Annotated in this window: 20 protein-coding genes; 5 read left to right on the top strand and 15 right to left on the bottom strand. The window is 65.1% G+C overall.

Annotation, left to right across the window (positions count from 1 at the left end):
- Window positions 1-3: 3 nt before the first annotated feature.
- From DBV10_RS03865 to DBV10_RS03885, 5 genes are all read left to right on the top strand, one after another.
- The gene (locus DBV10_RS03865; RefSeq protein ID WP_124510807.1) at window positions 4-1,830 is read left to right on the top strand and encodes a DEAD/DEAH box helicase; all 1,827 of its coding nucleotides are present in this window, start codon (window positions 4-6) and stop codon (window positions 1,828-1,830) included.
- A gap of 115 nt (window positions 1,831-1,945) precedes the next feature.
- On the top strand, window positions 1,946-2,452 hold the full coding sequence (locus DBV10_RS03870) for a nucleoside-diphosphate sugar epimerase (RefSeq protein WP_233589796.1): 507 nt from the start codon (window positions 1,946-1,948) through the stop codon (window positions 2,450-2,452).
- Window positions 2,453-2,481: 29 nt separating this feature from the next.
- Window positions 2,482-3,543, top strand: a complete 1,062-nt coding sequence (locus tag DBV10_RS03875; protein WP_124510811.1) for an endonuclease/exonuclease/phosphatase family protein — start codon at window positions 2,482-2,484, stop codon at window positions 3,541-3,543.
- A gap of 231 nt (window positions 3,544-3,774) precedes the next feature.
- Window positions 3,775-5,649 (top strand): M14 family metallopeptidase, encoded by a 1,875-nt coding sequence (locus DBV10_RS03880; RefSeq protein ID WP_370451095.1) that lies wholly within the window; start codon window positions 3,775-3,777, stop codon window positions 5,647-5,649.
- Between the two features lie 198 nt (window positions 5,650-5,847).
- Complete coding sequence (locus DBV10_RS03885) at window positions 5,848-6,225, top strand: hypothetical protein (protein ID WP_124510813.1); 378 nt, start codon at window positions 5,848-5,850, stop codon at window positions 6,223-6,225.
- Window positions 6,226-6,509: 284 nt separating this feature from the next.
- Here DBV10_RS03885 and ybaL read toward each other — a convergent pair whose 3' ends face one another.
- The 15 genes from ybaL to DBV10_RS03960 form a co-directional block, all read right to left on the bottom strand.
- Window positions 6,510-8,249, bottom strand: coding sequence for a YbaL family putative K(+) efflux transporter (ybaL, locus tag DBV10_RS03890; protein ID WP_124510815.1), 1,740 nt, complete (start codon window positions 8,247-8,249; stop codon window positions 6,510-6,512).
- A 363-nt stretch (window positions 8,250-8,612) separates the two neighbouring features.
- Window positions 8,613-8,897, bottom strand: coding sequence for a hypothetical protein (locus DBV10_RS03895; RefSeq protein WP_124510816.1), 285 nt, complete (start codon window positions 8,895-8,897; stop codon window positions 8,613-8,615).
- Complete coding sequence (locus DBV10_RS03900) at window positions 8,894-9,277, bottom strand: hypothetical protein (RefSeq protein WP_124510818.1); 384 nt, start codon at window positions 9,275-9,277, stop codon at window positions 8,894-8,896. Before DBV10_RS03900 ends, DBV10_RS03895 begins: the two co-directional genes overlap by 4 nt.
- Window positions 9,274-9,822 (bottom strand): glycoside hydrolase family 19 protein, encoded by a 549-nt coding sequence (locus tag DBV10_RS03905; RefSeq protein WP_124510820.1) that lies wholly within the window; start codon window positions 9,820-9,822, stop codon window positions 9,274-9,276. Before DBV10_RS03905 ends, DBV10_RS03900 begins: the two co-directional genes overlap by 4 nt.
- Window positions 9,816-10,100, bottom strand: a complete 285-nt coding sequence (locus DBV10_RS03910) for a hypothetical protein (RefSeq protein ID WP_124510822.1) — start codon at window positions 10,098-10,100, stop codon at window positions 9,816-9,818. The genes DBV10_RS03905 and DBV10_RS03910 overlap by 7 nt, the downstream gene beginning before the upstream one ends.
- Window positions 10,097-10,330 carry a hypothetical protein gene (locus DBV10_RS03915; RefSeq protein WP_233589797.1) on the bottom strand — a complete coding sequence of 78 codons (234 nt, stop codon included), beginning with the start codon at window positions 10,328-10,330 and terminating at the stop codon, window positions 10,097-10,099. The genes DBV10_RS03910 and DBV10_RS03915 overlap by 4 nt, the downstream gene beginning before the upstream one ends.
- Before the next feature lie 175 nt (window positions 10,331-10,505).
- Window positions 10,506-11,123 carry a hypothetical protein gene (locus DBV10_RS03920; protein ID WP_124510824.1) on the bottom strand — a complete coding sequence of 206 codons (618 nt, stop codon included), beginning with the start codon at window positions 11,121-11,123 and terminating at the stop codon, window positions 10,506-10,508.
- 2 nt (window positions 11,124-11,125) lie between these two features.
- Entirely contained in the window at window positions 11,126-11,614 is a 489-nt protein-coding gene (locus DBV10_RS03925) for a hypothetical protein (RefSeq protein WP_124510825.1), read from the bottom strand.
- Window positions 11,615-11,616: 2 nt separating this feature from the next.
- The gene (locus DBV10_RS03930; RefSeq protein ID WP_124510827.1) at window positions 11,617-12,756 is read right to left on the bottom strand and encodes a hypothetical protein; all 1,140 of its coding nucleotides are present in this window, start codon (window positions 12,754-12,756) and stop codon (window positions 11,617-11,619) included.
- A complete protein-coding gene (locus DBV10_RS03935; protein ID WP_124510829.1) occupies window positions 12,753-13,427 on the bottom strand; it encodes a hypothetical protein in 675 nt (224 codons plus the stop codon). The genes DBV10_RS03930 and DBV10_RS03935 overlap by 4 nt, the downstream gene beginning before the upstream one ends.
- Complete coding sequence (locus DBV10_RS03940) at window positions 13,424-14,377, bottom strand: hypothetical protein (protein ID WP_124510831.1); 954 nt, start codon at window positions 14,375-14,377, stop codon at window positions 13,424-13,426. The genes DBV10_RS03935 and DBV10_RS03940 overlap by 4 nt, the downstream gene beginning before the upstream one ends.
- Window positions 14,374-20,379, bottom strand: coding sequence for a tape measure protein (locus tag DBV10_RS03945; RefSeq protein WP_124510833.1), 6,006 nt, complete (start codon window positions 20,377-20,379; stop codon window positions 14,374-14,376). The genes DBV10_RS03940 and DBV10_RS03945 overlap by 4 nt, the downstream gene beginning before the upstream one ends.
- A gap of 436 nt (window positions 20,380-20,815) precedes the next feature.
- Window positions 20,816-21,217 carry a DUF1799 domain-containing protein gene (locus tag DBV10_RS03950; protein WP_124510835.1) on the bottom strand — a complete coding sequence of 134 codons (402 nt, stop codon included), beginning with the start codon at window positions 21,215-21,217 and terminating at the stop codon, window positions 20,816-20,818.
- Window positions 21,136-21,630: a phage tail assembly chaperone gene (locus tag DBV10_RS03955; protein ID WP_124510837.1), complete on the bottom strand. Its 495-nt coding sequence runs from the start codon at window positions 21,628-21,630 to the stop codon at window positions 21,136-21,138. The genes DBV10_RS03950 and DBV10_RS03955 overlap by 82 nt, the downstream gene beginning before the upstream one ends.
- A 119-nt stretch (window positions 21,631-21,749) precedes the next feature.
- Window positions 21,750-22,391 carry a phage tail protein gene (locus DBV10_RS03960; RefSeq protein ID WP_124510839.1) on the bottom strand — a complete coding sequence of 214 codons (642 nt, stop codon included), beginning with the start codon at window positions 22,389-22,391 and terminating at the stop codon, window positions 21,750-21,752.
- Between the last annotated feature and the right edge of the window lie 64 nt (window positions 22,392-22,455).

Genomic DNA, 22,455 nt, shown 5'->3' on the forward strand with positions numbered 1-22,455 from the left:
GACATGACATTTGACGAACTGAACCTGGCTCCTGCCATCCTGAAGGCCGTGCACGAAACGGGCTACGAGACCCCCACGCCCATTCAGGCCCAGGCCATTCCCGCCGTCCTGGAAGGCCACGACCTTCTGGCCGGCGCACAGACCGGCACCGGCAAGACCGCCGCGTTCACCCTGCCCATGCTGCACCGCCTCTCGCAAGGCACGGCACCCAAGAACAAGTTCGGCGGCAAGGGCATCCGCGCCCTGGTGCTGACCCCCACCCGTGAGCTGGCCGCTCAGGTGGAAGAGTCCGTGCGCGAATACGGCAAGTACCTCGACATCAACTCCACCGTGGTCTTCGGCGGCGTGGGCATGAACCCGCAGATCGACCGCATCAAGCGCGGCGTGGACATCCTGGTGGCCACCCCCGGCCGCCTGCTTGATCTGCAGCAGCAGGGCTTCCTGGACCTCTCCACCGTGCAGGTGCTGGTGCTCGACGAAGCCGACCGCATGCTGGACATGGGCTTCATCCACGACGTGAAGAAGGTGCTGGCCCTGGTGCCCAAGGACAAGCAGAGCCTGCTGTTCTCGGCCACCTTCAGCGACGAGATCCGCGAGCTGGCAAACACCCTGCTCAAGAATCCTCAGAGCATCCAGGTCACGCCGCGCAACACCACCGTGCAGCGCATCACCCAGGTGATCCACCCCGTGGGCCGCGGCAAGAAGAAGCAGGTGCTGCTGCACATCATCCAGCAGCACAACTGGAGCCAGGTGCTGGTGTTCACCCGCACCAAGTTCGGCGCCAACAACGTGGCCGAGTTCCTGACCAAGAACGGCGTTCAGGCCATGGCCTTGCACGGCAACAAGAGCCAGAGCGCCCGCACGCAGGCCCTGGCGGGCTTCAAGAGCGGCGACATCCGCGCGCTGGTGGCGACCGACATTGCCGCGCGTGGCATCGACATTGATGACCTGCCGCATGTCGTCAACTATGAAATCCCCAACGTCTCGGAAGACTATGTGCACCGCATCGGCCGCACAGGCCGCGCTGGCGCAACCGGCGAAGCCGTGAGCCTGGTCTGCATGGACGAAGAAGGCTTCATGATGGAGATCGAGCGCTTCACCAAGCAGCAGATCCCCGTGCAGGTCATCGAAGGCTTCGGCCCCGACGCAGGCGAAAAGGCCGAGCCCATCGCCATGGGCCGCCAGACCATCTGGGGCGGCGCAGGCAAGCCCCCGAGCCGTGATGTGATGCAGGCCGCCGCCAAGGCCGCCCGCAGCGAAATGATGGAGCGCATCCGCACCAACAAGGCCGGCCAGGGTGCTGGCGGCGGCGGCGGTGACCGGGGCCCCCGCGCTGCCGGCGGCGGCAATGGAGGTGGCGGCGGTGGCCGTGGTGGCCGCACCGGTGGTGGGGCTTCGGCGGGCGGTGGCAATGGCAACGGCCCCCGTGGCGGCCGTGCCGGTGGTGGTGGTGGCGGCCAGGGCGGCGGCGCACGCGCTGGCGGCCAGGCCCCTGCACGCGGCCGCTCCGGTGGCGGTGGTGGCTACGAAGGCGGCAATCGCTACGATGACTCGCAACCCCCACGCGCCAACGCCCACCTGGGCACGCATTCGGGCCACAGCAACCCGGGCAACCGCCATTCCGGCCATTCGGCTGGTGGCCAGCCCGACCCCATGCGCACCAGCGTGGACAGCATGGGCGGCGGTGGCCGCCGTGGCGGCGGTGGTGGTTATCGTGGCGGCAACGGAGGAGGTGGCGGCTATGGCGGTGGATCAGGTGCGGGTGGCGGTGGTGGCCGGGGCAACGGGCCTCGTGGGTCGGGCGGTTCTCGCGGCTCTTTTAACCGCTGAGCCCCAAGCCCCCGGGGGCCGTGGTGCCACGGGGGGCACCGCTGCCCCAGCCAATGTGCACGTGCTGTACGCGCGGGACCGGCGGGCGCCCGCGCCGAGCCATTCCCGCCTGCAATTGCACGCGGTTGACTTTGCCAACTTGCCGGCCCTGCCGCCGGTAGACGATGTCTACATCACCTTGGGCACCACCATCGCTGCGGCAGGCAGCCAGAGTGCCTTTCGGGCCGTAGACCACGACGCCGTGCTGGCCACGGCCCGCGCCGCACGCGCGGCTGGCGCCACCCGCTGCGGCGTGGTCACGGCCATGGGCGCCAACGCGCAATCCCGCATCTTCTACAACCGCGTCAAGGGCGAGGTCGAACGCGACCTGCAGGGCCTGGGCTTTGCCACCCTGGTCATTGCGCGCCCTTCGCTGATGATGGGCGAGCGCCAGGCCTTGCAGCAAGCTGCGCGTCCGGCCGAATCCCTGTCCATCCAGCTCTTCAAGTGGCTGGACCCGCTGATCCCCGCCAACTACCGCGCCCGCCCCGGCGCCGACGTGGGACGTGCGCTGGTCCATGCCGTGCAGTCGGGCCCTGCCGGGCTGCAGGTGCTGTCGGGCCGCGCACTGCAGCCCCGCTGAGCAGAACCGGCCGATTCTTGCCCGCCCCCATGCGCCCCACCGATTTACCCCAGCCCCTGGCCACCCTGATGGTGGCCACCTGCAATGTGTTGAACCTGGCCAATCCCGGGCGCATGTTCTACGAAAACCAGGACCCTTACAGCGCCGCAGAATTCGAGCGCAAGCTCACCTGGCTGGGGGAGCGCTTTCGCATGCTCAATGCCGACGTGCTGGCCGTGCAAGAGGTCTGGGACGAAGCCGCCTTCAAAGGGGCCCTGGGCCGCAGCGGCCTGCGCTACGACTTCGTGGCCGTTCCCGGCGCAGAGAACGATGCGGCGCGCCATGGCGCGCAGGGCACGCCCCGCGTGGGCATCGCCACGCGGCTCAAGGTGGAGGCCTTGCAGTCGTTTGCGGACTTTCCTGCGGGCTTCCAGGTGGACGTGCCCGGCATCGGCCCGCACACCCGCTTCGAACGCCCCCCGCTGGTGGCCACGCTGCGCATGAAGCATGGACAGCCCCTCAATGTGCTGACCACACACCTCAAATCCAAACGCCCCAAGTTCCTGCAGGATCTGCAGGGCCACCCCACCGAGGACCGCGACGACCACAAAGTGATGGCGCGGGCTGCGCTGCGCTCGCTGATCATGCGGGGCGCCGAGGCCATGGCCTTGCGTTGCCTGGTCATCGACCTGCTGCACCGCACCAGCATCCCCCTGGTCGTGCTGGGCGACTTCAACGACACCCCCGACAGCGTGACCACGCAGCTCATCTGCGCCACCACGGAGATCGCCTACGACCGGTCGGCACGGGATGTGGCGCTGTTCAACGCCTACGACCTCCAGGGCGAAGCCGCCCTGAAAAAAGACGTGGCGTACTCGCACATCCACCAGGGCAGCCCCTCCGTGCTGGACCAGATCCTGGTGAGCGAAGAGTTCATGGCGACCGGACGCAACAGCGTGGGCGACGTGCGCAGGGTGGACTATTTCAACGACCACCTGCACGAAGGCCGCGACCGCACCCGCTCCGACCACGGGTTTGTGCGTGCCTTGCTGCGCCTCCAGATGCCCGCAACCCCGCCATCGGCGGCCCCCTTGGCGCCTTTGGCGGCATGAATCACCGGCCCCACGCCGCGCCAATCCCGTGTCCATCGCCTCCCGGACATGCGCCAAGAAGGATGCAGCAACGGTCTGCGCCCTGGGGCGGGCTGGTTGCCTGAGCCCTGTTTTGCGCACGCCGCAACCGCTTTGCAACGGGATGTAGGCTGACACTGCGCCGCAGGTCTGCCCAGGTAACATCCACGCCACAGAAGCCGGCCTGCGAGGCCCCCATTGGCAGCCCCCACCATGACCATGCACTCCTTCCTCCGCCGCCCGCCCCACGCCGATGCAGCCGGCCCCGCAGCCGCCCCTTTCCGAGCCATGCGCTGGACCGCCTCAGCCACCCTTGCGGCCCTGCTACTGACGGCCTGCGGCAGCACCCCGCTGCCCCCCTGGCCCAGCACGCCCGCCGCCCAGAGGCCCAATGCCCCCGCCCCCCTGCCACGCGCACAGCAGGGCAAGGTGGTACCGGCTCCACTGGGCCAGCAACAACCACAACAGCCACCGCGCGTGGCCGTGGTGTCCAGCCCCCTGCCCCCGCCCGCGCCGCTCGTGGTGCAAAACGAAGGCCCGATGGCGCCCCCCTATGGCGCCGCCGTGGCCGCACGGTTCCCGAACCCGCCGATTTCCTACAGCACCCCCGGGCTGGGGCTGGATCGCAGGGCCTTCACCACCAATGCCGAGCTGGGCCTGTGGCTGCGGTCCCTGGCCGATGCCGCCCCCCGCGGGGCCACCCGCACCAAGCTGCTGAACATTGGCGCATCGCAGCGTGGCGAGCCCATCCAGGGGCTGCTGCTCACCCGCGCTGCGGGCACAGACCCCGCCAGCCTGGACACCAGCGGCCGGCCCACCGTGGTGCTGATCGGCCAGCAGCATGGCGATGAGCCCGCCGGCAGTGAAGCCTTGCTGGTCATCAGCAGCGAACTGGCCCAGGGGCTGCTGGAGCCCCTGCTGGACCGCATCAACGTGGTCGTGGTGCCCCGCGCCAACCCCGATGGCGCCGAGGTGGGCACCCGCGTCACGGCCAATGGCACGGACATGAACCGCGACCACCTGCTGCTCAACACCCCCGAGGCCCGCGCGCTGGCCCAGGTCATCAACGACTACCGCCCCATCCTGGTGGTGGACGCCCACGAATACACCGTGGTGGGCCGTTATCTGCAGAAGTTCAACGCCATCCAGCGCTACGACGCCCTGCTGCAGTACACCACCACGGCCAACTACCCCGAGTTCCTGACCAAGGCCTCGCAGGAGTGGTACCACCAGCCCATGGCAGCGGCACTCAAGGCCCAGGGCCTTGCGAGCGACTGGTACTACACCACCTCGACCAACCCACAGGACAAGCGCATCTCCATGGGCGGCACGCAGCCCGACACAGGGCGCAACGTCAATGGCCTGAAGAACACCGTCAGCCTGCTCATCGAAACACGCGGCGTGGGCATTGGCCGCATGCACATCCAGCGCCGCGTGCATTCGCAGGTCACGGCCATCACCAGCGCCCTGCGCACCACGGCCGAGCGGGCCACCAACCTGGAACAGGTGCGGTCCTTCGTGGCCCGGGACGTGAGCGCCCAGGCCTGCCGCGATCAGGTCGTGGTCGAGGCGGCAGCCACCCCCACCCAGCGGGACCTGGACTTCCTCGACCCCGATACCGGCGCAGACCGCGCCATCCGCGTGGACTGGAACTCGTCGCTGACCCTGCGCCCCACCAAGTCCCGCGCCCGCCCCTGCGGGTACTGGTTGGCAGCAGGCTCCACGGCCGCTGTGGAACGCCTGCGGCTGCTGGGCCTGCAGGTGATGCGGGTGGCCGAGCCCGGCGCCATGCTGGCCGAAACCTACCGGGAGACCGCGCGCGAAACCGGCGACCGGCAGGATGTGATTGGCACCATCGCCGGCGGCACGGACATCGTGCGCGTCCAGGTTTCCACGGTGCGCAGCGCCGTCGATGCGCCCGCTGGCAGCTTCTACATCCCCCTGAACCAGCCCCGCGCCAACCTGGCGGTGGCCGCGCTGGAGCCCGACACACAAAACAGCTACTTCGCCAACCGGATGATCGACGACCTGGGCCAGCTGGCCCGCGTCATGGCCATACCCGCGCTGGTGTTTGAAGAAACAGAATAAAGAACAACCCCAGTCCTCCAGCCCATGGCACGGCCACGCCAGCGTTGCGCACGGTCACATCGACCGCGCAGCCAGCGAGCCCCAAAAACCAATCCAACAGGGAAACCACCATGCGACCCCCAGGCTCCAGAGAAGACGCAGGAATCAAGGCACTGCCTGACTGCAACATGCACATGCCTTTGAAGCGGAACAACCTGCATGGCTGATACCTACAACGGCATCGGCACCTCCTATCTCGGCAAGTGCAAATTTGAGCAGGACGAGTCCTTCGTCACGACCAAGTGGTTCATGATCGGCTTTCCCCTGCTTCCCCTGGGCAGTGTGCGCCTGCGTGACCTGGGCAGCGAAGGGGTGCCGTTTTTCAAACGCACCACCCACTACGAATTCATCGAGGACGTGCCGCTTGACATCCTGCAGGTCCTGCGCACCTACGCCTATGCCGTGTTCATCGTCGCATGGTTCGGTCACTGGGCCTTTGGCAACCAACCGCCGCTGCTGCGCTTCATCATGATCACGCTGGGCATCCTGCTGCCCTTCGGGCTGAGGTTCCTTACCCGGCGGCTCATGCCAGCCTAGCAGCCTCCAGGAGGTGCCAGCACCAACCTGCGACGCTGGCACGACACTCCGGAGAAGCGCACCGCCGTGCAACGCGACCTGGACCTGGCCAAGGAACTGCGCAAACCGATGACGGATGGGCAGCACAAGATGCTGTTCGGCCACAGACCGCATACAGCGAGCGAGCCAGCGCGCAGCGAACATGCGGAACCGCCATCTACCGCAGGCCTGGCAAGTCAAATAGCTATAAAAAAATATAGCGCCATCGGCTTTACAGCCTTGCGCTGTAGCCCGCATCAACCACATCACACCTGGCCGTGCAGCGGTGCCGGGCCTGTGGATCGCGCATGGCGCGCCTGGGTTCGTTCCAGCACATAGCGCGACATCAGCTGGGCCAGGGCGTCCTCGGCCAGGAACACCACGGTGCCGTCGCACTCCTGCACCAGCCTGCGGGCCTCGTCCTCGCTGTGGCTGCGCGCCACGGTCTCGATGGCGGGATTCAGCGCCCGCGCCGTGCCGATGATTTGCCGCCCATTGAGGGAGTCCGGCGTGGCAATCACCAGCATCGCCGCTCGGGCGATGTGCGCCTGGATCAGCACGGCAGGGTCCACTGCATCGCCAAACACGGCAGCAATGCCATCGGCCCGCAAAGACTCCACCAGTTCGCGGTTCTGCTCGGCCACCACAAAGGGAATGTCATTGGCGGCAAGGGCGCTGGCCACGCGGCGCCCCACCCGGCCATAGCCCACCAGCACCACCTGGCGAGCCAGATAGCGCGAATCCGTGCTCATCGGCAATTCCGCCAGCGGATCGTCGCGCTGCTCCAGCCGCCGCGCCCAGGCCGAACGGGCACGCAGCCAGCCCTGCAGCGGGGCAATCGCATGAAAGAGCAAGGGATTGAATGCCATGGAGATCAGCGCACCTGCCAGCACCAGGCTGGGCCCCTCGGGTGGCAACAGCCCCAGCGACGCCCCCAGGGCCACCAGGATGAAAGAGAACTCGCCAATCTGCGCCAGGCTTGCCGACACCGTGAGCGCAGTGTTGAGCGGATAGCGGAACGCCAGCACCAGCGCGGCGGCGGCCAGCGTTTTGCCCACCATGATGACCGCCACCACCGCCAGCACCTGCCAGGGCCGCTCCCACAGCACGGCAGGGTTGAACAGCATGCCCACCGATACAAAGAACAGCACGGCAAAGGCGTCGCGCAATGGCAAGGACTCGTGCGCGGCGCGGTGGCTAAACTCCGACTCGCGCATCACCATGCCGGCAAAAAAGGCGCCCAGTGCAAACGACACGCCAAACAACGCCGCCGATCCGAACGCGATCCCCACCGCCGCCGCCACCACACACAGGGTAAACAGCTCGCGCGAACCGGTGCGCGCCACCTGCCACAGCACCCACGGGAACAACCGGCGCCCCACCAACAGCATCAGGGCCACAAAGCATCCGACCTGAAACAGCGTCCATCCCAGCGTGCGCGCAAGCTGCGCGGCATCCAGCGCCTTGCCAGCGCCATCCCCCAACCATCCAGCCAGCGGTGGCAAAAGCACGAGCACCAGCACCATGGCCAGGTCCTCCACCACCAGCCAGCCCACCGCAATGCGGCCGGTGTAGCTGTCCAGAATGCCCAGCGTCTCCAAGGCCCGCAGCAGCACCACCGTGCTCGCCACCGACAGCGAAAGACCAAACACCAGTGCACCGCCCAGGCTCCACCCCCACCAGGTGGCCAGTGCCATGCCCAACGCCGTGGCCACCATCATCTGCACCACCGCCCCCGGGACGGCAATCTTGCGCACAGCAAGCAAATCACCCAGGGAAAAATGCAGCCCCACACCAAACATCAACAGCATCACGCCAATTTCGGCCAGTTGGCTGGCCATGCCCGCATCAGCCACAAAACCCGGCGTGAACGGCCCAATCACCACCCCCGCCAAAAGATAGCCCACCAGCGCCGGCAAGCGCAGGCGCGTCGCCAGAAAGCCCAATGCCAACGCCAGCCCCAGGGCTGCGGCGATGGTGTGGATCAGGGTGACGCTGTGCGGCATGGGCAAAGTGGCTGGTGAAGAGGCGCCGTGCGCGCCTGCACATGGCCTCGTTATAACCGCATCCATGCCCGCACCGCAAAATCAGAGGGGTTCTTCCAGGAAGGTGCAGGCCGTGGCGGGTATGATCCAGCCTCTGCGCCAACGCAGTGGCGGAACACTCCGCACAGCCAGTAGGCATTCACGCCGAAAGCCTTTTCTGCCCGTAGCTCAACTGGATAGAGCAATAGCCTTCTAAGTTGTTCTGCAAAGCCCGTATTCATGCGGCCTGCAGGCCGTTTATTGATACGCAAAGCTGTATGTTCAATCAGCTATCTAGGCCGCATTCTTTCGTTTGACGGGAGCAGTTGCGTATCAGTTTTTGGTCTACTTTGGAGCCGCATCAACAGGCGCAATGCACGCAGCCAGCGCCGTGCGCAGCAGACCCTCGTAGCCCTCGCGGCGATAAATCTCTGCCTGGGCGGCCTGGGTGAACTGGTCCACCGTGGCGCCCGGCCGCAGGGCTTCGGTGGGCATCACTGGGCGCTCGGGCTCTTTCTCCTGGCAGGCCACCGGCACGGCGACGTTCACGCGCTGGATTTCCACATGATTTCCACGGCCAGCGCATGCAGTCAGGGCGCTAGCAGCTATCAAAGCAATAGCGTATTTCATGGCTTCGCCCTCCCCTTGAGCCAGTCGTCCACACGGGCCTGGGCGCTGGCGCATGCGTCGCCCGGCACCGGTGCTGGCGTGGACAAGATCACATCGGCCCTTTGGTTGCGCCCCTGGGCAGCGCTGGCAGCTACGGCCCGGGCTGGCGCTGCATCGCGAGCGCGCTTGTCGGCCAACTCACGTAGGTCGTCCACACTGTCGCTGCAGGCGCTGGCCGCCTGGCGGGCGCCGTCACGCTGACCCTCCATGGCGCGCAGGTCGGCCTTGGCCGTAGCGGTTTCGTCGCGCTGGCCCAGCCAGGCCCAGCCCAGTGCGGCATTCGCGGCCACGCTGATGGTCAGGACGATCAAGATGGGGCTGAAGGTTGGCAGCGGGATCATTGCAGCACCGCGCGCGCGGCCTCGTAAAGCGCCTGGCGGTCGGCCAACCCGTTGGTGCCGCCGTTGATGCGCTTGGTGATGCGGATGAAGTCGCCCAGATCGGCAAAGGTGTTCAGCTCGCGGCTATGCCAGAACCATGCGGCGCTCATGGCCGCCAGGTCGGGGCGCTCCAGCAGCGCGGGCATGGCCTCCAGGTCGGGCACGTTGGGCATGTAAGCGGCCAGGCCGTCGCGGGTGGCGCGGTAGTTGGCGCGGCCGGTGGTCTGGATCAGGCCGCGCCCCATGTAGCGCTTGCCATCCCCGGGCTGGGTGTTGCCCAGGTCCGCCCTGCCCTCGTATCGCTGCTGGGCGGGCGTCGGGCCCCAGATTTCACGCACATACACCAAGCGGCCGGATTCGTGTCCGATCTGTGCCAGGAAGGCGGCCAGACGCGCGGGCGTGTTGATGGCGAAGGTTTCGCAAGCCTTGGTGATGTGCGGCAGCCATTCATCAGCACGGGCCGCAGTGCAGCCGGCGGCCACGCGGAGTTGGTTTGCAGTCAGCATGAATTCCCCCTGTTGAACTGCCCAGGCGCACCGCCAGACCAATAATGAGATGTGACCCACTGCACCTGCACGATGGCCAGGGCGAGAAGCACCGCGAACCACGGCAGCGGCCAACCCATGATTGGCCACGCCATGCCCAGGGCGGCCACAGTGCCCAGGGCCCAGAACGAAAGGCGGATGGCAGCGCGCGTGCGCCGGTTGGTCTTCTGCATTCGGCAAAACACCGTGAAGAACAGCAGCAGGCACGCCACCTCATGAGCGATCAGCAAGGTGTTCATGGCTTGGGCCCTCCAGCACGGGAAAGCACGGCCTGCAGTGCAGCGCCGACAGCCTCAAAGACTGGGCGCCAGCCGTTGCCCAGGGCACCGATGGCGAAAGCCACAGGGGCCAGCGCCTCATTGGCGGGGATCTGCCACTGGCTTTGCAGCAACAGCGACAACGCAGAGGTGAGCGCAACGGCGGTCAGCGTGCAGCGCAGCATCAGCCAGAAGCCAGCGCTGCGGGTCATGGTGTCGGCTGCGCTCAGTGGCCACAGCGCACCGGCAAGGGCTGCGAACACGATCAGGGCATACGGCCCGGCCATTGGCCCGAGCAGCGCGATGGAAACGGCGGCCAGACTGATGCCTGATGTTGAAGTTGGTTCCGGCATGTTCTCCCTCGGTTGTTCTTGTTCGTCAGGCGCCTCACACCACCCGCGAAAACGCCGCAAAGCCCAGCTCGGCGTCGGGCGCGCTGCGCGGCAGGATCTGCTCGGTGCAGCCGGTGTCTTTGGGGGCCACGAAGCCCAGGGCGATGGCCGCCACGCAGGCGTGCATGTGGCCCGGCCAGGCCCAGGCGGGGGTGGACAGCACGCCGTCAAACACCACTGGGCCGCCGATGCCGCTGCGGATGCGCACGGACACGCCGCCCGCGTAGTGGCAGCGCACGCGCACCGTGAGACAGCGGTGCGCGGCGGGGTCAAACGCGCCTGGTACGTTGTTGCTGATGGGCACCAGCTCGGGGGCGAAGGTGCCGTTCCAGCGCTCATACATCACGGTGCCGTCACCCAGCACGATTACGCCGCGCGCCGTGGCAAACAGGTTGTCGCCGTGGCGGTAGATGGGGCCGCAGTGTGGGTTGTAGGCGCCCTGCCCGCCCTCGCAGTCCAGCGCGAAGACGATGTGGTGCCCGCCCTTGGCGTAGTACCGCGACACGTCCACCACGGCGCGCAGCTCGGCGTAGCCGGGTGAGCTGGCCTGCAGCTTGGCGGGCAGGTAGCGAAAGTCCAGGTCGTTGGGCTGGAGGCTCAGTTGTCCGATCATGGTCAAGGCACCTCCTGCGGCTGCACCGGGGCGGCGATGATCTCGGCCGCATCTTCTGCAGTCAGCGGGCCAGAACCTGAAAACACGGGGTTGGCTGCAGGCTGCTCTGCCGCCACCAGCATGCCCAGCATGGGGGGCAGATCGGGGTCATCCAGATCAATATGAGTCAGGCGGCTCAGATAGCTGCGCAGGGCCACGCACACAGGATGCGTACTGGTGTCGATGGCAAACACGCGCATTGGGCCCAGGCGCTTTTGCAGAGCACCCAGCGTGATCTTGCGGGGCACCGCTGGCGGGGCGAGCGGCTCGATGGCGGGCGGCTCCACGTAGTCGTGCATGACCCACTCGTGGCCGATCCAGTTGGGCCACGGCTGGCCCGCCACACGCTCGGCGGGCACGTTGCCTGGGTCAACGTCAGTGCTGCGGTCGGGGATCTCGGCGGGCGAGTACCAGCCGTACAGGTCGTAGTAGTGCAGGATGGTCGTTGTCATGATCACGATGCCTTGATGAAGCTGTAGCCCAGCGGGATGGGGTTGCCAGAGGCCACGGGCGCGTAGGCCTGGATCAACGGCGCATTGAAGTGGGTGGCAGACTCGGTGAACGAATACGCCGTGGCAGACGCCTGGATCTGCATAAACGTCGTGCCCTTCTTGGCGAACACCGATGCCTCGATGCGCGCCTGCAGCAGCTGCGGCTCAAGGAACCAGGCTTTGCCATCGAGGGACATGGCCACGCCCAGTGCGGTGGGCACAAAGAACCGGTCGCCAGAATGCTGCACCTGCCAAGAGCTGGAGGCCGGAACACCGGGAATGGCAACTCTCACGAACGTCACGCCATGGTCCGTGCTCGCCAGCAGACCAGAGGGCACGCCAGAAATCACGACAGCGCCCAACTTGTTGCTTGCAATACCACCTGTGCCCGCTGCCACCTCGGGCAGAGGCGCATCCACCCAGACCGAGGAAGCAGCGTCTGACGATGTAGTGATCGTGCCGTCGGTGTTCAAGATGATGAACTTCTCCCCCGTTTCGCAGATGCCAACACGGGTCTTGGCAGTGGGCGCAGTCTTGGCCACCAGCGTGGTGGAGCCGTTGTCCAGTGCCTGCAGGGCCGTGGTGCTGCCCGTGGTGAGAGAAATCACGCGGCCGAGCGCGGCACTGTAGGCCAGGCCGTAGCGACTGACACCCCCAGTCACGCCGCCCGTGGTAGCAGCCCAGGTGGAGTTGGGGTTGTCGCCCGTGGTCACCGCCAGCGCACCACCCGATGCACCAGACGCCACCCAGCGCGAGCCTGCAAAGATCAGGCTGTTGACTGTCATGGATGGCGTGACGACGGAAGCTTGCGACCAGGCCGCGCCATCGGCCGAATACTGGATGGCCGTGGTGGACAGGCCGCTGGTGGTGCTTGCCACAAAGTAATTGGGGCTGGCTGCCAGCTGGAACAGAGGTGGGCTTACCGCCAGCGTGCGCACGGTGCCCGTGAGCCTGCCGATGGGGAACAGGGTGGACAGGCGCGGGTAGGTGGCGCGGGCCAGGGGGCGGCCGTCGCAGGCCACGTAGTTAGGCTCGGCCAGGCCGTAGCCATGCACGATGGTGCCAAGGGCCACGCCGCCCGAATATTTGGTGCTGTAAATCATGCCAATCCCCTCCAAGAAACGCCGTCGTGCCTCGCCGCGTAGCGGCCGGGGTCCACCAGCGTGTAGTCGTCCAGCGCCAGCTCATCCATAAAGAGGCCGCCGTTGTGCAGCAGCACGAGGTCGCTGCGCTTGTTGGCCACGCCGATGACCACCGCAGCGCCGATGCCAGGCGGCGGCATCTTGAGCGTGACCTGGCCGCCGGTGTAGAGCACGGAGTACTCCTTGCCAGAGACCAGCTCGGCATAGGCGGTGGTGACGGGGATGACGGGCAGCAGGATGTCGAACGCCAGCCAGCTGGCGGATACGCCGGGAACTGCAGCCGTGACGTCGGCCAGGTTGTCGAGCAGCAGCCAGACGCGCCCTGCGTAAGCGACAGATGCCGGCTTGTTCAGCACTCCTGTCAGTCCGGCCCAATCCCCCTTGAAGTTGGAGCCCGCCATGGATGTGACTGCCGAGGCCTCTGATGCGGCTGCGCTGGCGGCCGATGCGGTGGCGCTCTCGAAGGCGCTCAGCGCGTTCTGGTATGCATCGGCCACCACGTTGGTTATCCAAGTCACCAAAGTTGGCAGCCAGGTGCCCCAGGTGTAGGCCTTGCTGTTGAACGAAGAATCGCCAAGCGCCGGGAACTCCGGCACGGACGGCGCCGCATCTGGCGCGACAGGACTGGTCATACGTTGCCTTTGATTTGCAGGTCCACCTGAGCGGTGGGCCAGTTGACGGACCGGACGGAGCCGGTGACTTTGCCCACCGTGGCGAGGTGGGAATACTTGGGAAGCTCGCTCACCTCGATGGCGACGGCCTTGCCCAGGATCTGTTCCAGCAGCAACTTCGCGGAGGGCGCTTCTGCAGCGTCGATGACGCAGGACAGGTTGATGTCGGTGGCCTTGCGCCCCTCAACGTCGATGTACGTGCCGTCCTTGTATTCCTGGCTGTACGAGTAGTCCCGCGTGGTGGCTTCGACCCCGTACTGCACGCCGCTGGCCTGCGTGAGTGGCGCGAGCAGCGTTTTCCAGTTGCCCACGCTGATGAAGCCGACAGCGGCTTCAATCGCCGGGTTGTTGCGGCTGATGGTGATCGTGATCTTGGCGTTGGGGTTGATCGGGATGTCCTTGAGTGCGTAGTACGTGCCGCGCTCAAGTTCGCCAAACAGATACTCCCAGAGGCCTGGCGCCTGCTCCCACAGCTCGATGTCAATCGGGGTGATCAGATCGGTGGCGCCGTCCTTGACGGTGATTTCGAGGTTGTCCCCCTCAATCTCGTAGATCGCCGCGCCGTTGACGAACCCAGGCGTCAGCTCGTAGACGATGGAGCCAGCGCGCCGGGCTTTGGTGAACAGGTACTTGTCGAAGGGCGCCATGCGGTTGGTGGGGGCGCCTTCGTCCTTCAGCCAGTAGCCCTCGGCGGCGGCCGTGCCCGGCTCGATGGCGTTGGTTGGTCCGGTGGTCATGGCCTGCACGGCCTCGTACCAGTAGCCCTTCCATGTGCGGCGTGTTCCATCTGCAAACGATCCGCCAGAGGCCCACTCCACTTCATTCGGGACGATGACCGTGTCCACGGCCGGGATGTTGGTCCCGGCGCCGAACATGGCGGTGGTGATGGTTTTTGGAAGAAGGATGTTCATGCGACGACCTTCTGGCGGCTGAATTGGCCGCTATTGCTGTACTGGTCGAACTGGCGCCCCATCTGAGGCATCAGTTGGGTGTTCTTCTCGATGCCTTCCAGGCGCGCGGCCATGGTTGCGTTCTGCTCACGCAGCGCGCGCACCTCGGCCACCAGCTCGGCATTCCCGCCTGCCCCGCCACCGCCCGCCGCCGGGTTGTAGGCCTTGGGCACCACGGCCTCACCCTCATGGATGTAGGCCAGCATGTCGCGGGGGACGTAGTTGGTGCCGATGTCGAACTTGGGGATGTTGGTGGCGCCGCCTGCGCGGAGGTTTTCCTCCAGCTGCGCCACGCTGATACCGTAGGCTGCAGCCACGTCGGACAGGGAGGCGCCGGTCTGCGTGATGGCGTCGGCAATGCCCTGCGCCGACATACCGCCCGCAATGGCCGCGTCAAGATTGCTCTTGATGGCGCCGTAGTAGTCCGCCTCGGTCGCCCCGCCCTGCACTTGGCTGTTGTAGAGCGCCGAGCGCGTTGCGTCGCCATAGCTGCCGCCCGAGGTTCCCAGGAAGGCCGAGCCATACACGCTGGCCATCAGGTCGCGCCCGGCCATGCCCAGGTACTTGCCGTCTGGCGAGTAGATGGAGCCGTCCAGGTTGACGATGTTGCCGGTGCCGGTGTCGTAGCGCGCGAGGTTGTAGCCCGCGTAGCCCTTGGCCGTGTCCAGTGTGTTGTTGGACGAAACCACGCCGCCTTCGGTCCACTTGTGGGTGCGCAGCCACTCGGTGAAGTTCTCGCGCGAGAGGTTCAGGCCGAACTGCTCGGGGCCGTCCTTGTAGAGCTTGTAGGCCAGTACTGGGTCAAGGCCGAAGCTCTCATAGCTCAGCAGGCTGTTGCGGTCGCTCTGGAAGTAGGCGGCAACGTCAGCAGGCATCTTCGACAGGTCGCTGCGCACCAGGGTGCTGCCATCGGTGGGCAGGCTGGAGCGGCCGGTGGTCATGACCTGCTCGAAGTCCTTGGCGAACTGCGGGTTGTTCTTGAAGTACAGGTACGACCCGAACAGCTCCTTGTCGGTGCTGTCACCGGCCATGCCGCCCACGCGCATCCAGTCGGGCACCTGGTAGCCTGCGCTTTGCAGCGCGCCCACGTTGGCGTTGGTGGCCAGGCCTTGATACCAGGCCTTGAACTTGTCGAAACTTGACAGGGCCACATCTGCGCCGTACTCAGCGCGCGCCACAGTGCCCCGGTCGCGGTAGGCGGGGCCGGAAATATCGCCGCCCAGGCTGCCAGTGGCGGCGGTGGGGCGAGTGCTGCCGGTGCCGCCCAAGAAGCCGCTGAGCTGCTGGATTGCGGACTCCACGCTCAGGATGCCATGGTAGGTGCCGCTGGCAATGTCGATCTGCTGCTTCCAGTAGTCCAGCGTCTGCTCGTTCTGGTCGATCTGCGTTTCGAGCGCGCGCACGGTCTTCTGGGCGTCGGTGAGCTGCTTGTCCGCGATCTCCTGCAGCCCGGACAGCTTGCCAGCCAACACCAGGCGATCGCGGTCGGCCGCGAACTGGGTGGTGTACGTGCCACCGTCCAGGCCGCCACGGGCTGCCGAGATGGCCTCGGCCAGCTTCTCCGGGTCGGGCAGGTAGCCCGAGGCCTTGGCCGTGGCCAGCGCCTGGTCGATGAAAGAGTTACCTTGGGCGGCCAGCATGCCGCGCGTGCCGTCAACCTCTCCGTACAGCTCCCGCACATTGCTGCGCAGGGTGTCGAAAACATCGCCCAGAGCGCTGGCTACCTCCTGCGCAGCGCTCAGCTGGTTCTGCAAGGACTTGTTGCGGGCCGACACCGCGTCCTGCAGGGCGCCGTAGTACGCCTGGCGCTGCTGCTCCAGGGTCTGCGTGGTGGTTGCCGCAGCTTCGGTGATTGACGCGAAGGCGCCGGACAGCGACAGCAGGGTGGCGTAGGTCTTGCGGCCCGCCTCGCTCATGTCCTTCTCGGCGGCCGACACCAGGGCCCGGAACTGGTCGCGGGCATTGCTGGCGTTGATGTCGGGCAGCTGCAGGCCCAAGGTGGAAAGCTGCTGCGCCAGCGAGCGCTGCAGGTTGGCCCGCTGCTCTTCGCCCGTGAAGAAGTTGGTGTAGTAGGTCTGCAGGTTACCCAGCAGCTTGTCGAACCCGCCCGACACTTCGGCCAGCCCTGCAGCCGCGTCGAAGCTCAGGGCCGCCAGCGTGTCCAGGCCCATACCCTTCAGAGCGTCTTTGAACTGGTTCACACCCACGATCTGGGCGTTGATGGTCTCCAGCAGCTTGTTGGCGGCGTCCTCGGTCAGGCCTTCGGCGTCCACGCCCTTGAGCAGCTTTTGCACAGCTTGCGGGATGTCGGAAACCGTCTGCAGCGCCTGAATGGTGGCCTGCTTCAGGTCCAACGTGAAATTCTCCAGCGCGGTCTTAAAGTCTGGCGAGTTGGTGCTGAAGGCCTCGTAGAGAGTCCCGGCGTAGTTGTCGCCCTTGCCGGATTCGCCGAACCCTTGGCCGGTGGACAGCAGGCCGCCAGCGAACACGCCGCCACGGCCCTTGCCCGAGGTTTCCAGGCCAGCAGAGAAGCCGGTGAGCGTTGCGGTGCTGCCCAGGGCCTTGAGGAACCCATTGATGCCGCTGGCCGTGCCCGCCACCGCCTCGCGGATGGCCGACTCTTGCGCTACGGGGTCGCCTTCCAGGCGGTAGGCAATGCCATCCTTCAGCGCAGTCTGCAGCCCGTTCGTGAAGTCGCGGTCGAACTGCTGGCCCTCGATGGTGTAGGTCTGGCCTCGGCGCTGGTTGGTCACCGAGCCGTCGAAGGCCACACCGAACTGGCCGCCAGTGCGGGTTTCGCCCTTGGTAGCTTTGGCAATCGCCATCAGTGCGCCCACACCCAGGGCGATGGGGCCGAGTGCGCCCGCAATGGTGCCCAGCCCGCTTGCGATGGAGCCCGCGCCGATCATCTGGCCGCCAGCCGCAAGCGTGCCCGTGAGGCCATTGGCAAACAGACTCTGAAAGCCGTAGCTGGCACCGATGCCGAAGGCGCTGGTGCCTGCGGAGATGGCAGATCCGATGCCGCCCACCGTGCTCAAGGCAGAGCCACCGGAGGCGGCCGCAGCAGCGCCGCCGACGGCTGCGGTAGCGCCACCACCCAACAGGCCGAGCATGTTGCCAACAATGTTCACCACGAATGGCTGGGCGAACATCTTGTAAATCTGGTCCGCGACCGTGGTCTTGAACGTGGTGGCGAGGCTCTTGGTGAAGGACTTCCAGCCGTCTTTGCCGTTGTTGAGCATGTCGGCGAAGCCCTGGCGGAAGATGTCGTCGTATTTGCCGACAGAGGACTTCCACTCGTCCAGGAAAGCTTTGTTCGCGGCGTTGGCCTTTGCGATGGACGCTCCAGCCTGCAGCTTTGCGATGTCAGCCGCCTGCTTGTCAACATCAGACACGTTGGCCTTGACCTGCCGAATGCGCTCTTCCAGATCCAACTGAATGCGCAGTTGCTCCAGCGCGGTCGTGCGCGCCTGCTCAGACATGCCCATGAAACCAATTTCTGCCTGCAGCAGGCGATTGGCTTCGTCGATTCCCTTGGTGTATTCGTACACCATCTGGGCAGCACGGTTTTCACCCTGCGCCTTAGCAAGGTCGCGCATGGCCTGGATCTGATCGCGCGCGGCGCGCCCCAAGTCACCCAGCGCTCCGGCCTGGTCTGCCCATGCGGCTTGCATCTTCAGCGCCAGGGGGATGCTGTTTTCCAGCTGTTCCTTGTTGAACGCCCGCAGGGCGTCTCCCGTGAGGCCGATGGCCTGCCCCTCAACACCAGCCAGGCGCACCTGCTCCACGGCAGCGCGGGCGGCCTTCTCCTGGCCAGCCACCTTGGCTTCCAGCGCATCCAGCGCCTTGGCGTCAGCGAGCGCAGATTCGGCGCGCAGCTTCGCCACGTTCTGCTCGTAGTCGCGCTCGGCGTCCTGCAGCTGGCCGGTGATGCGCGCAACTTCAGCTTGCGAAGTCTTCTTTTTGGCAGCCTGGGCCAGTTCGGCTTCGAAGTTGGCCTTGCGCTTGGCCCATACCTCTTCCTCCTTGGCTAGGCTCTCGTCGATGGCGTCCAACTCCGACTTGCCGCCCAGCTTCACCAGCAGGGCCTGCGCGTCGAAGAAGGCCTTGCGGCTGTCCAGGATGGCTTTGTCGGTGTTCTTGTAGGCCTGGAGCTGGGCGGCCAGAGAGTCGTTCAGGGCCGCGTTTGCTCCCGCGTCTGGCTTGGCGGTGCCGCTGTCTTTGATCAGCTTGGCGACCTGTTTCTGGTAGTCGGTCAGCCCGATCAGGCCGTTTTTGTACCCGGCGTACAGGGAGTTCAAGTCCTTGTAGAAATCGTCCTTGACGCCAGAGAGGCCGTTTACGACCTTGCCCATTGCCGCCTGGACGGCAGCAAGCCGATTTGCTTCAGCGGCATAGGACTGTGTGCGCGTTGGGAATCCAGTCTGGTCACGGGGATTGGTGCCACCCGTAGCCGCGTTCAACTCGTTGAATCGCCGCTTCGCTTCCTCCAGCCTGACATTGATCCTGTCGAGCTCAGCCTGAGCATTTGGGCCAAGCACCCCGCTTTGCATACCAGTGCGCAGCCGGTGCGCAGCGGCATCCAAGTTGATCACCTCGCGGGCGGCATCGCGCAGCGGCCCTTGGCTGCCGAGCTTTTCGACGTCTTTCGACAGGAAGTCGATGCCCTGGGACAGCTTGGTGATGAACCCAGAAATGAACGAGGTCGCTCCCGACAGCTTGTCGAACGCGCCTACCAAACGCAACACGCTGTTCGCGGCTTGAGTAGAGGCCTGCTCAACGGTGACAGCCATCTTGCCGAATTCAGCTTCCACCTTGGCGGCTGATTTCTCCAGAGCGCCGAGTACCTTTTCTGCCGTCAGTTCGCCCGCTTGCCCCATTTCGCGGAGCTTCCCAATGCCTACTCCGAGGCCATCTGCGATAGCCTGAGCCAGCCTTGGCGTTTGCTCCATGACAGAGTTCAGCTCTTCGCCACGCAAAGCCCCTGCTGCGAAGCCTTGAGACAACTGCACCAGCGCCGCCTGTGCAGACTGCGCGGATCCTCCACTGATGGTTACAGCCTGGCTGACTGTCTTGATGATGCCCAATAGAGAGGACTGGGAGACACCCAACTCCTTGGTTGACCGTGCAATCTGTGCGTAAGTCCCAGCCAGGTCAACAAACGACACGCGGGAGGATTGCGCGATGTCGAACAATCGGCGCTGCACCTGCGCGAGCTCTGCTGCTGACGTGGTGACCAGAGACAGCCTGGAGGCGACGTTTGTACTCGCGTCGGCCATCTTGACCAGGTCGCCTACCGTCGTGCCGATGCCAATGGCCGCAAGTGCTGCACCTGCGTACTTCGCGGCCCCACCCAGACCAACAAATGCTTCCGCGCTAGCCCCTGTCGCCTTCTTGACCTTTGCGCCTTGCTCCGAAGCAGCCTGAAGCGAGATTGCCAACTCTTGGGCGCTTTTCGCGGCCGCTGCATTGGCGGCGCTCAACGCCGCTACCCCAGACTGCAAGCCTGTGAGTGCCGCAGCTTCTGCCCGGATGGCAGCAGTCACCTCATTGGCGGCGGCAGAGAGACTGCGAATGCCCTTGTCGGCAGCCATTGAAGCAGTGCTGATGCTGCGCATTCCTGTAGCGGCCACAGATGCGGCTTTGCTCAACGCATCCAAACCGGAGGAGCCTGCGCCACCGAGGCTCTTCACACTCTTGGCTGCAGAGTCCGCGCTCTCATCAACTTTCTTCAGGCCTGACGCCGCCGACGGCGCGCGCTTCGCCAAATCATCGATTCCCTTGGCGGCCCCATCACCAAGAGATTTGAGGCTTTTTCCAGTGCGATCAGCGGCGCCTTCGATGCCGGCCATCGCTTTTTCAACAGGCGCACCCTTCCCGGCGAGCACATCGAGGGCCTTAATTCCCCTCTCAACCCCGGATGTGTCCATCCCAAGGCCGATGCTTTCGATCTCATTGCTCATGCATGCGCCCAAAGAAAAAGGCCCACGCTGCGAAGCGTGAGCCTTGAAATGAAGAAGCCACCCGAAGGTGGCTTGATGTGGGTGCGAGCCCTATCTGGCTCGGTTGGTGGCAAGGTCTAAGGTGTATGCCTTGCGCTCAAGTTTGTCTGGATGCGTCTCGCATTCAACGTAGTAAGTCTGAGCTTGTCGCTTCCTAGCCTCAATCACCTTGGCGCAAAAGAGTCCTCGGGATCGGATGATCTCGATGAACTGGTCTTGCTGATCCTGCGTGAGTCGAACAGGCTCATCGCGAGCAACATCTGCGCGCGCTGCGTCTCGCTCCTGAATCCGTCCGTTGGCCAGCAACAAAAACCCTGCCACCAATGCGACAAACGCAGCGGCCACAACCCAGTACCTGACCATATCCCCTCCATGTAGAAGCCCACATGGTAGCGAATCAGTCCTTCCGGTTCATCTCATCCAGCGCTGCGCGCTCGATCAGCTGCAAGTCTGCAAAGATGGCGTCACGCTCTGCATCCGACTTGCCGCGATGCATGCTGGCCAGCGTGGAGAAGACGGCCTGGTAGTCCAATCCTGGCGCACCACCCATGCCACCTACCCGCCATTGCGTGGACACGGCCACGAAAGACCGGTAGGCATCAACGTGCTCAGGCCAGATTTCTACGATCTTGTCTGGGTAGTCCGAGGGCTTCAGCCCCCAGACCGCCAGCTTCTTGGCATCGGGCGGTTTTTCGTAGATGGCCCGCCCGATGTCACTCAGTTTTTTGCGCGGGTGCCCTCGCGTGCCTCGTTGTACGCCTTGAACACCGATTCGGCAGAACCGGGGTACTGATCGCACATCTCGGTGAGGCTGGCCACTGAGAGGGGGGCGTCAAGGTCCCAGCCTGTCATGATCTTGAAGATCAGTTCACCAGCGAACTTCGCCCTCATCGACTCAAATTCGCTGTCTTTGATGGGCTTCATCAGCGCCAGGATTTCCTTTTCGCGCTCTGCCTCAGTGGTGGCTACCTTGGGGGCATTCTGCGAGGCGATGGTGTAGGCGCGCGTTGCTTCGACCTTGGCAGCATCGAACATTTCCTTGGTGACCTTGCTGATGCCTTCAGCATGGTCCTCGCGCAGCTTCGCCCATTCCGTAGAGAGCATGTACTTGGCTTCGAAGTTGATCTCACGGGGACCGTGAGGCGTCGGCACTTCGACATTCATGGGGAACGACTTGGGGGCAGACTTGCCGATGACGAGTTTGGTAGCCATGGTGAATTACTTTCTTCGCAGGGTGGTATGAGCCCGTGCGCACCCCGGCCGTCCCTGCGAAGGAACGAACCGGGATGCGTCGGTGCTGGGTTGGCCGTATGGCCGTGGATGGATGCCGCTTAGTAGCGGGTGGGGCGACCTTGGAGCGAGATCGTTGCGCGGACTTGCATCACGCTGCCCTTGGTCAGGGTTGGCGTCTCGTTGAACGACACGTAGCCGTTGTAGAGCAGCACGGAGCCATTCGGCAGAGTGACCTTCAGCGCACGGATGGCGCGGGCTTCCCCGGCAGACTTCAGGGCGATGTACCCAGCCAGCGTCGGGTCGTCCGCAATGCCAATCTGGATCGACTGAGCGCTGGTCACGGTGGGCAGCTGACGCTCGAAGTCTTCTTCCAGGAAGGAGAAGTTAGAGAACTGCTGGTCGCCGCCGTTGGTGGTGAATTCCAGGATCTGCGCGATCTGGGTGAACGCCGTGATCTCACGCAGGCTGCCGGTGCCGGAGCCAGCGGGGAACCGGGTTGTGTCGGTCGTGTCAATGCCGGTCAGGTCCACAGCGTTCGTGGCCACGTTGGCAGCCTTGAACACGCGGCCATTGACCTTCTGCCAGCCAGAGGTCAGTTCGTAGAACGCGCCGTTGGCCATGCCATGGGCGGCGGCAGTGATCACACCGGGGTTAGCGTTGGTGATGGCAGAAACCGTCTTGGCAGAGCCGTAAGCGGTTGCGAGGGCGACGGTTGCGCCGTCAGGGAGGAATGCCGACATGGTGGGCCTTTCGTGTTTCAACGCCCGCAAGGGGCATAAAAAAACCCGCAGGGCCTTCGCCGTG

The sequence above is a fragment of the Acidovorax sp. FJL06 genome, assembly GCF_003852545.1.
Classification (GTDB): domain Bacteria; phylum Pseudomonadota; class Gammaproteobacteria; order Burkholderiales; family Burkholderiaceae_C; genus Acidovorax.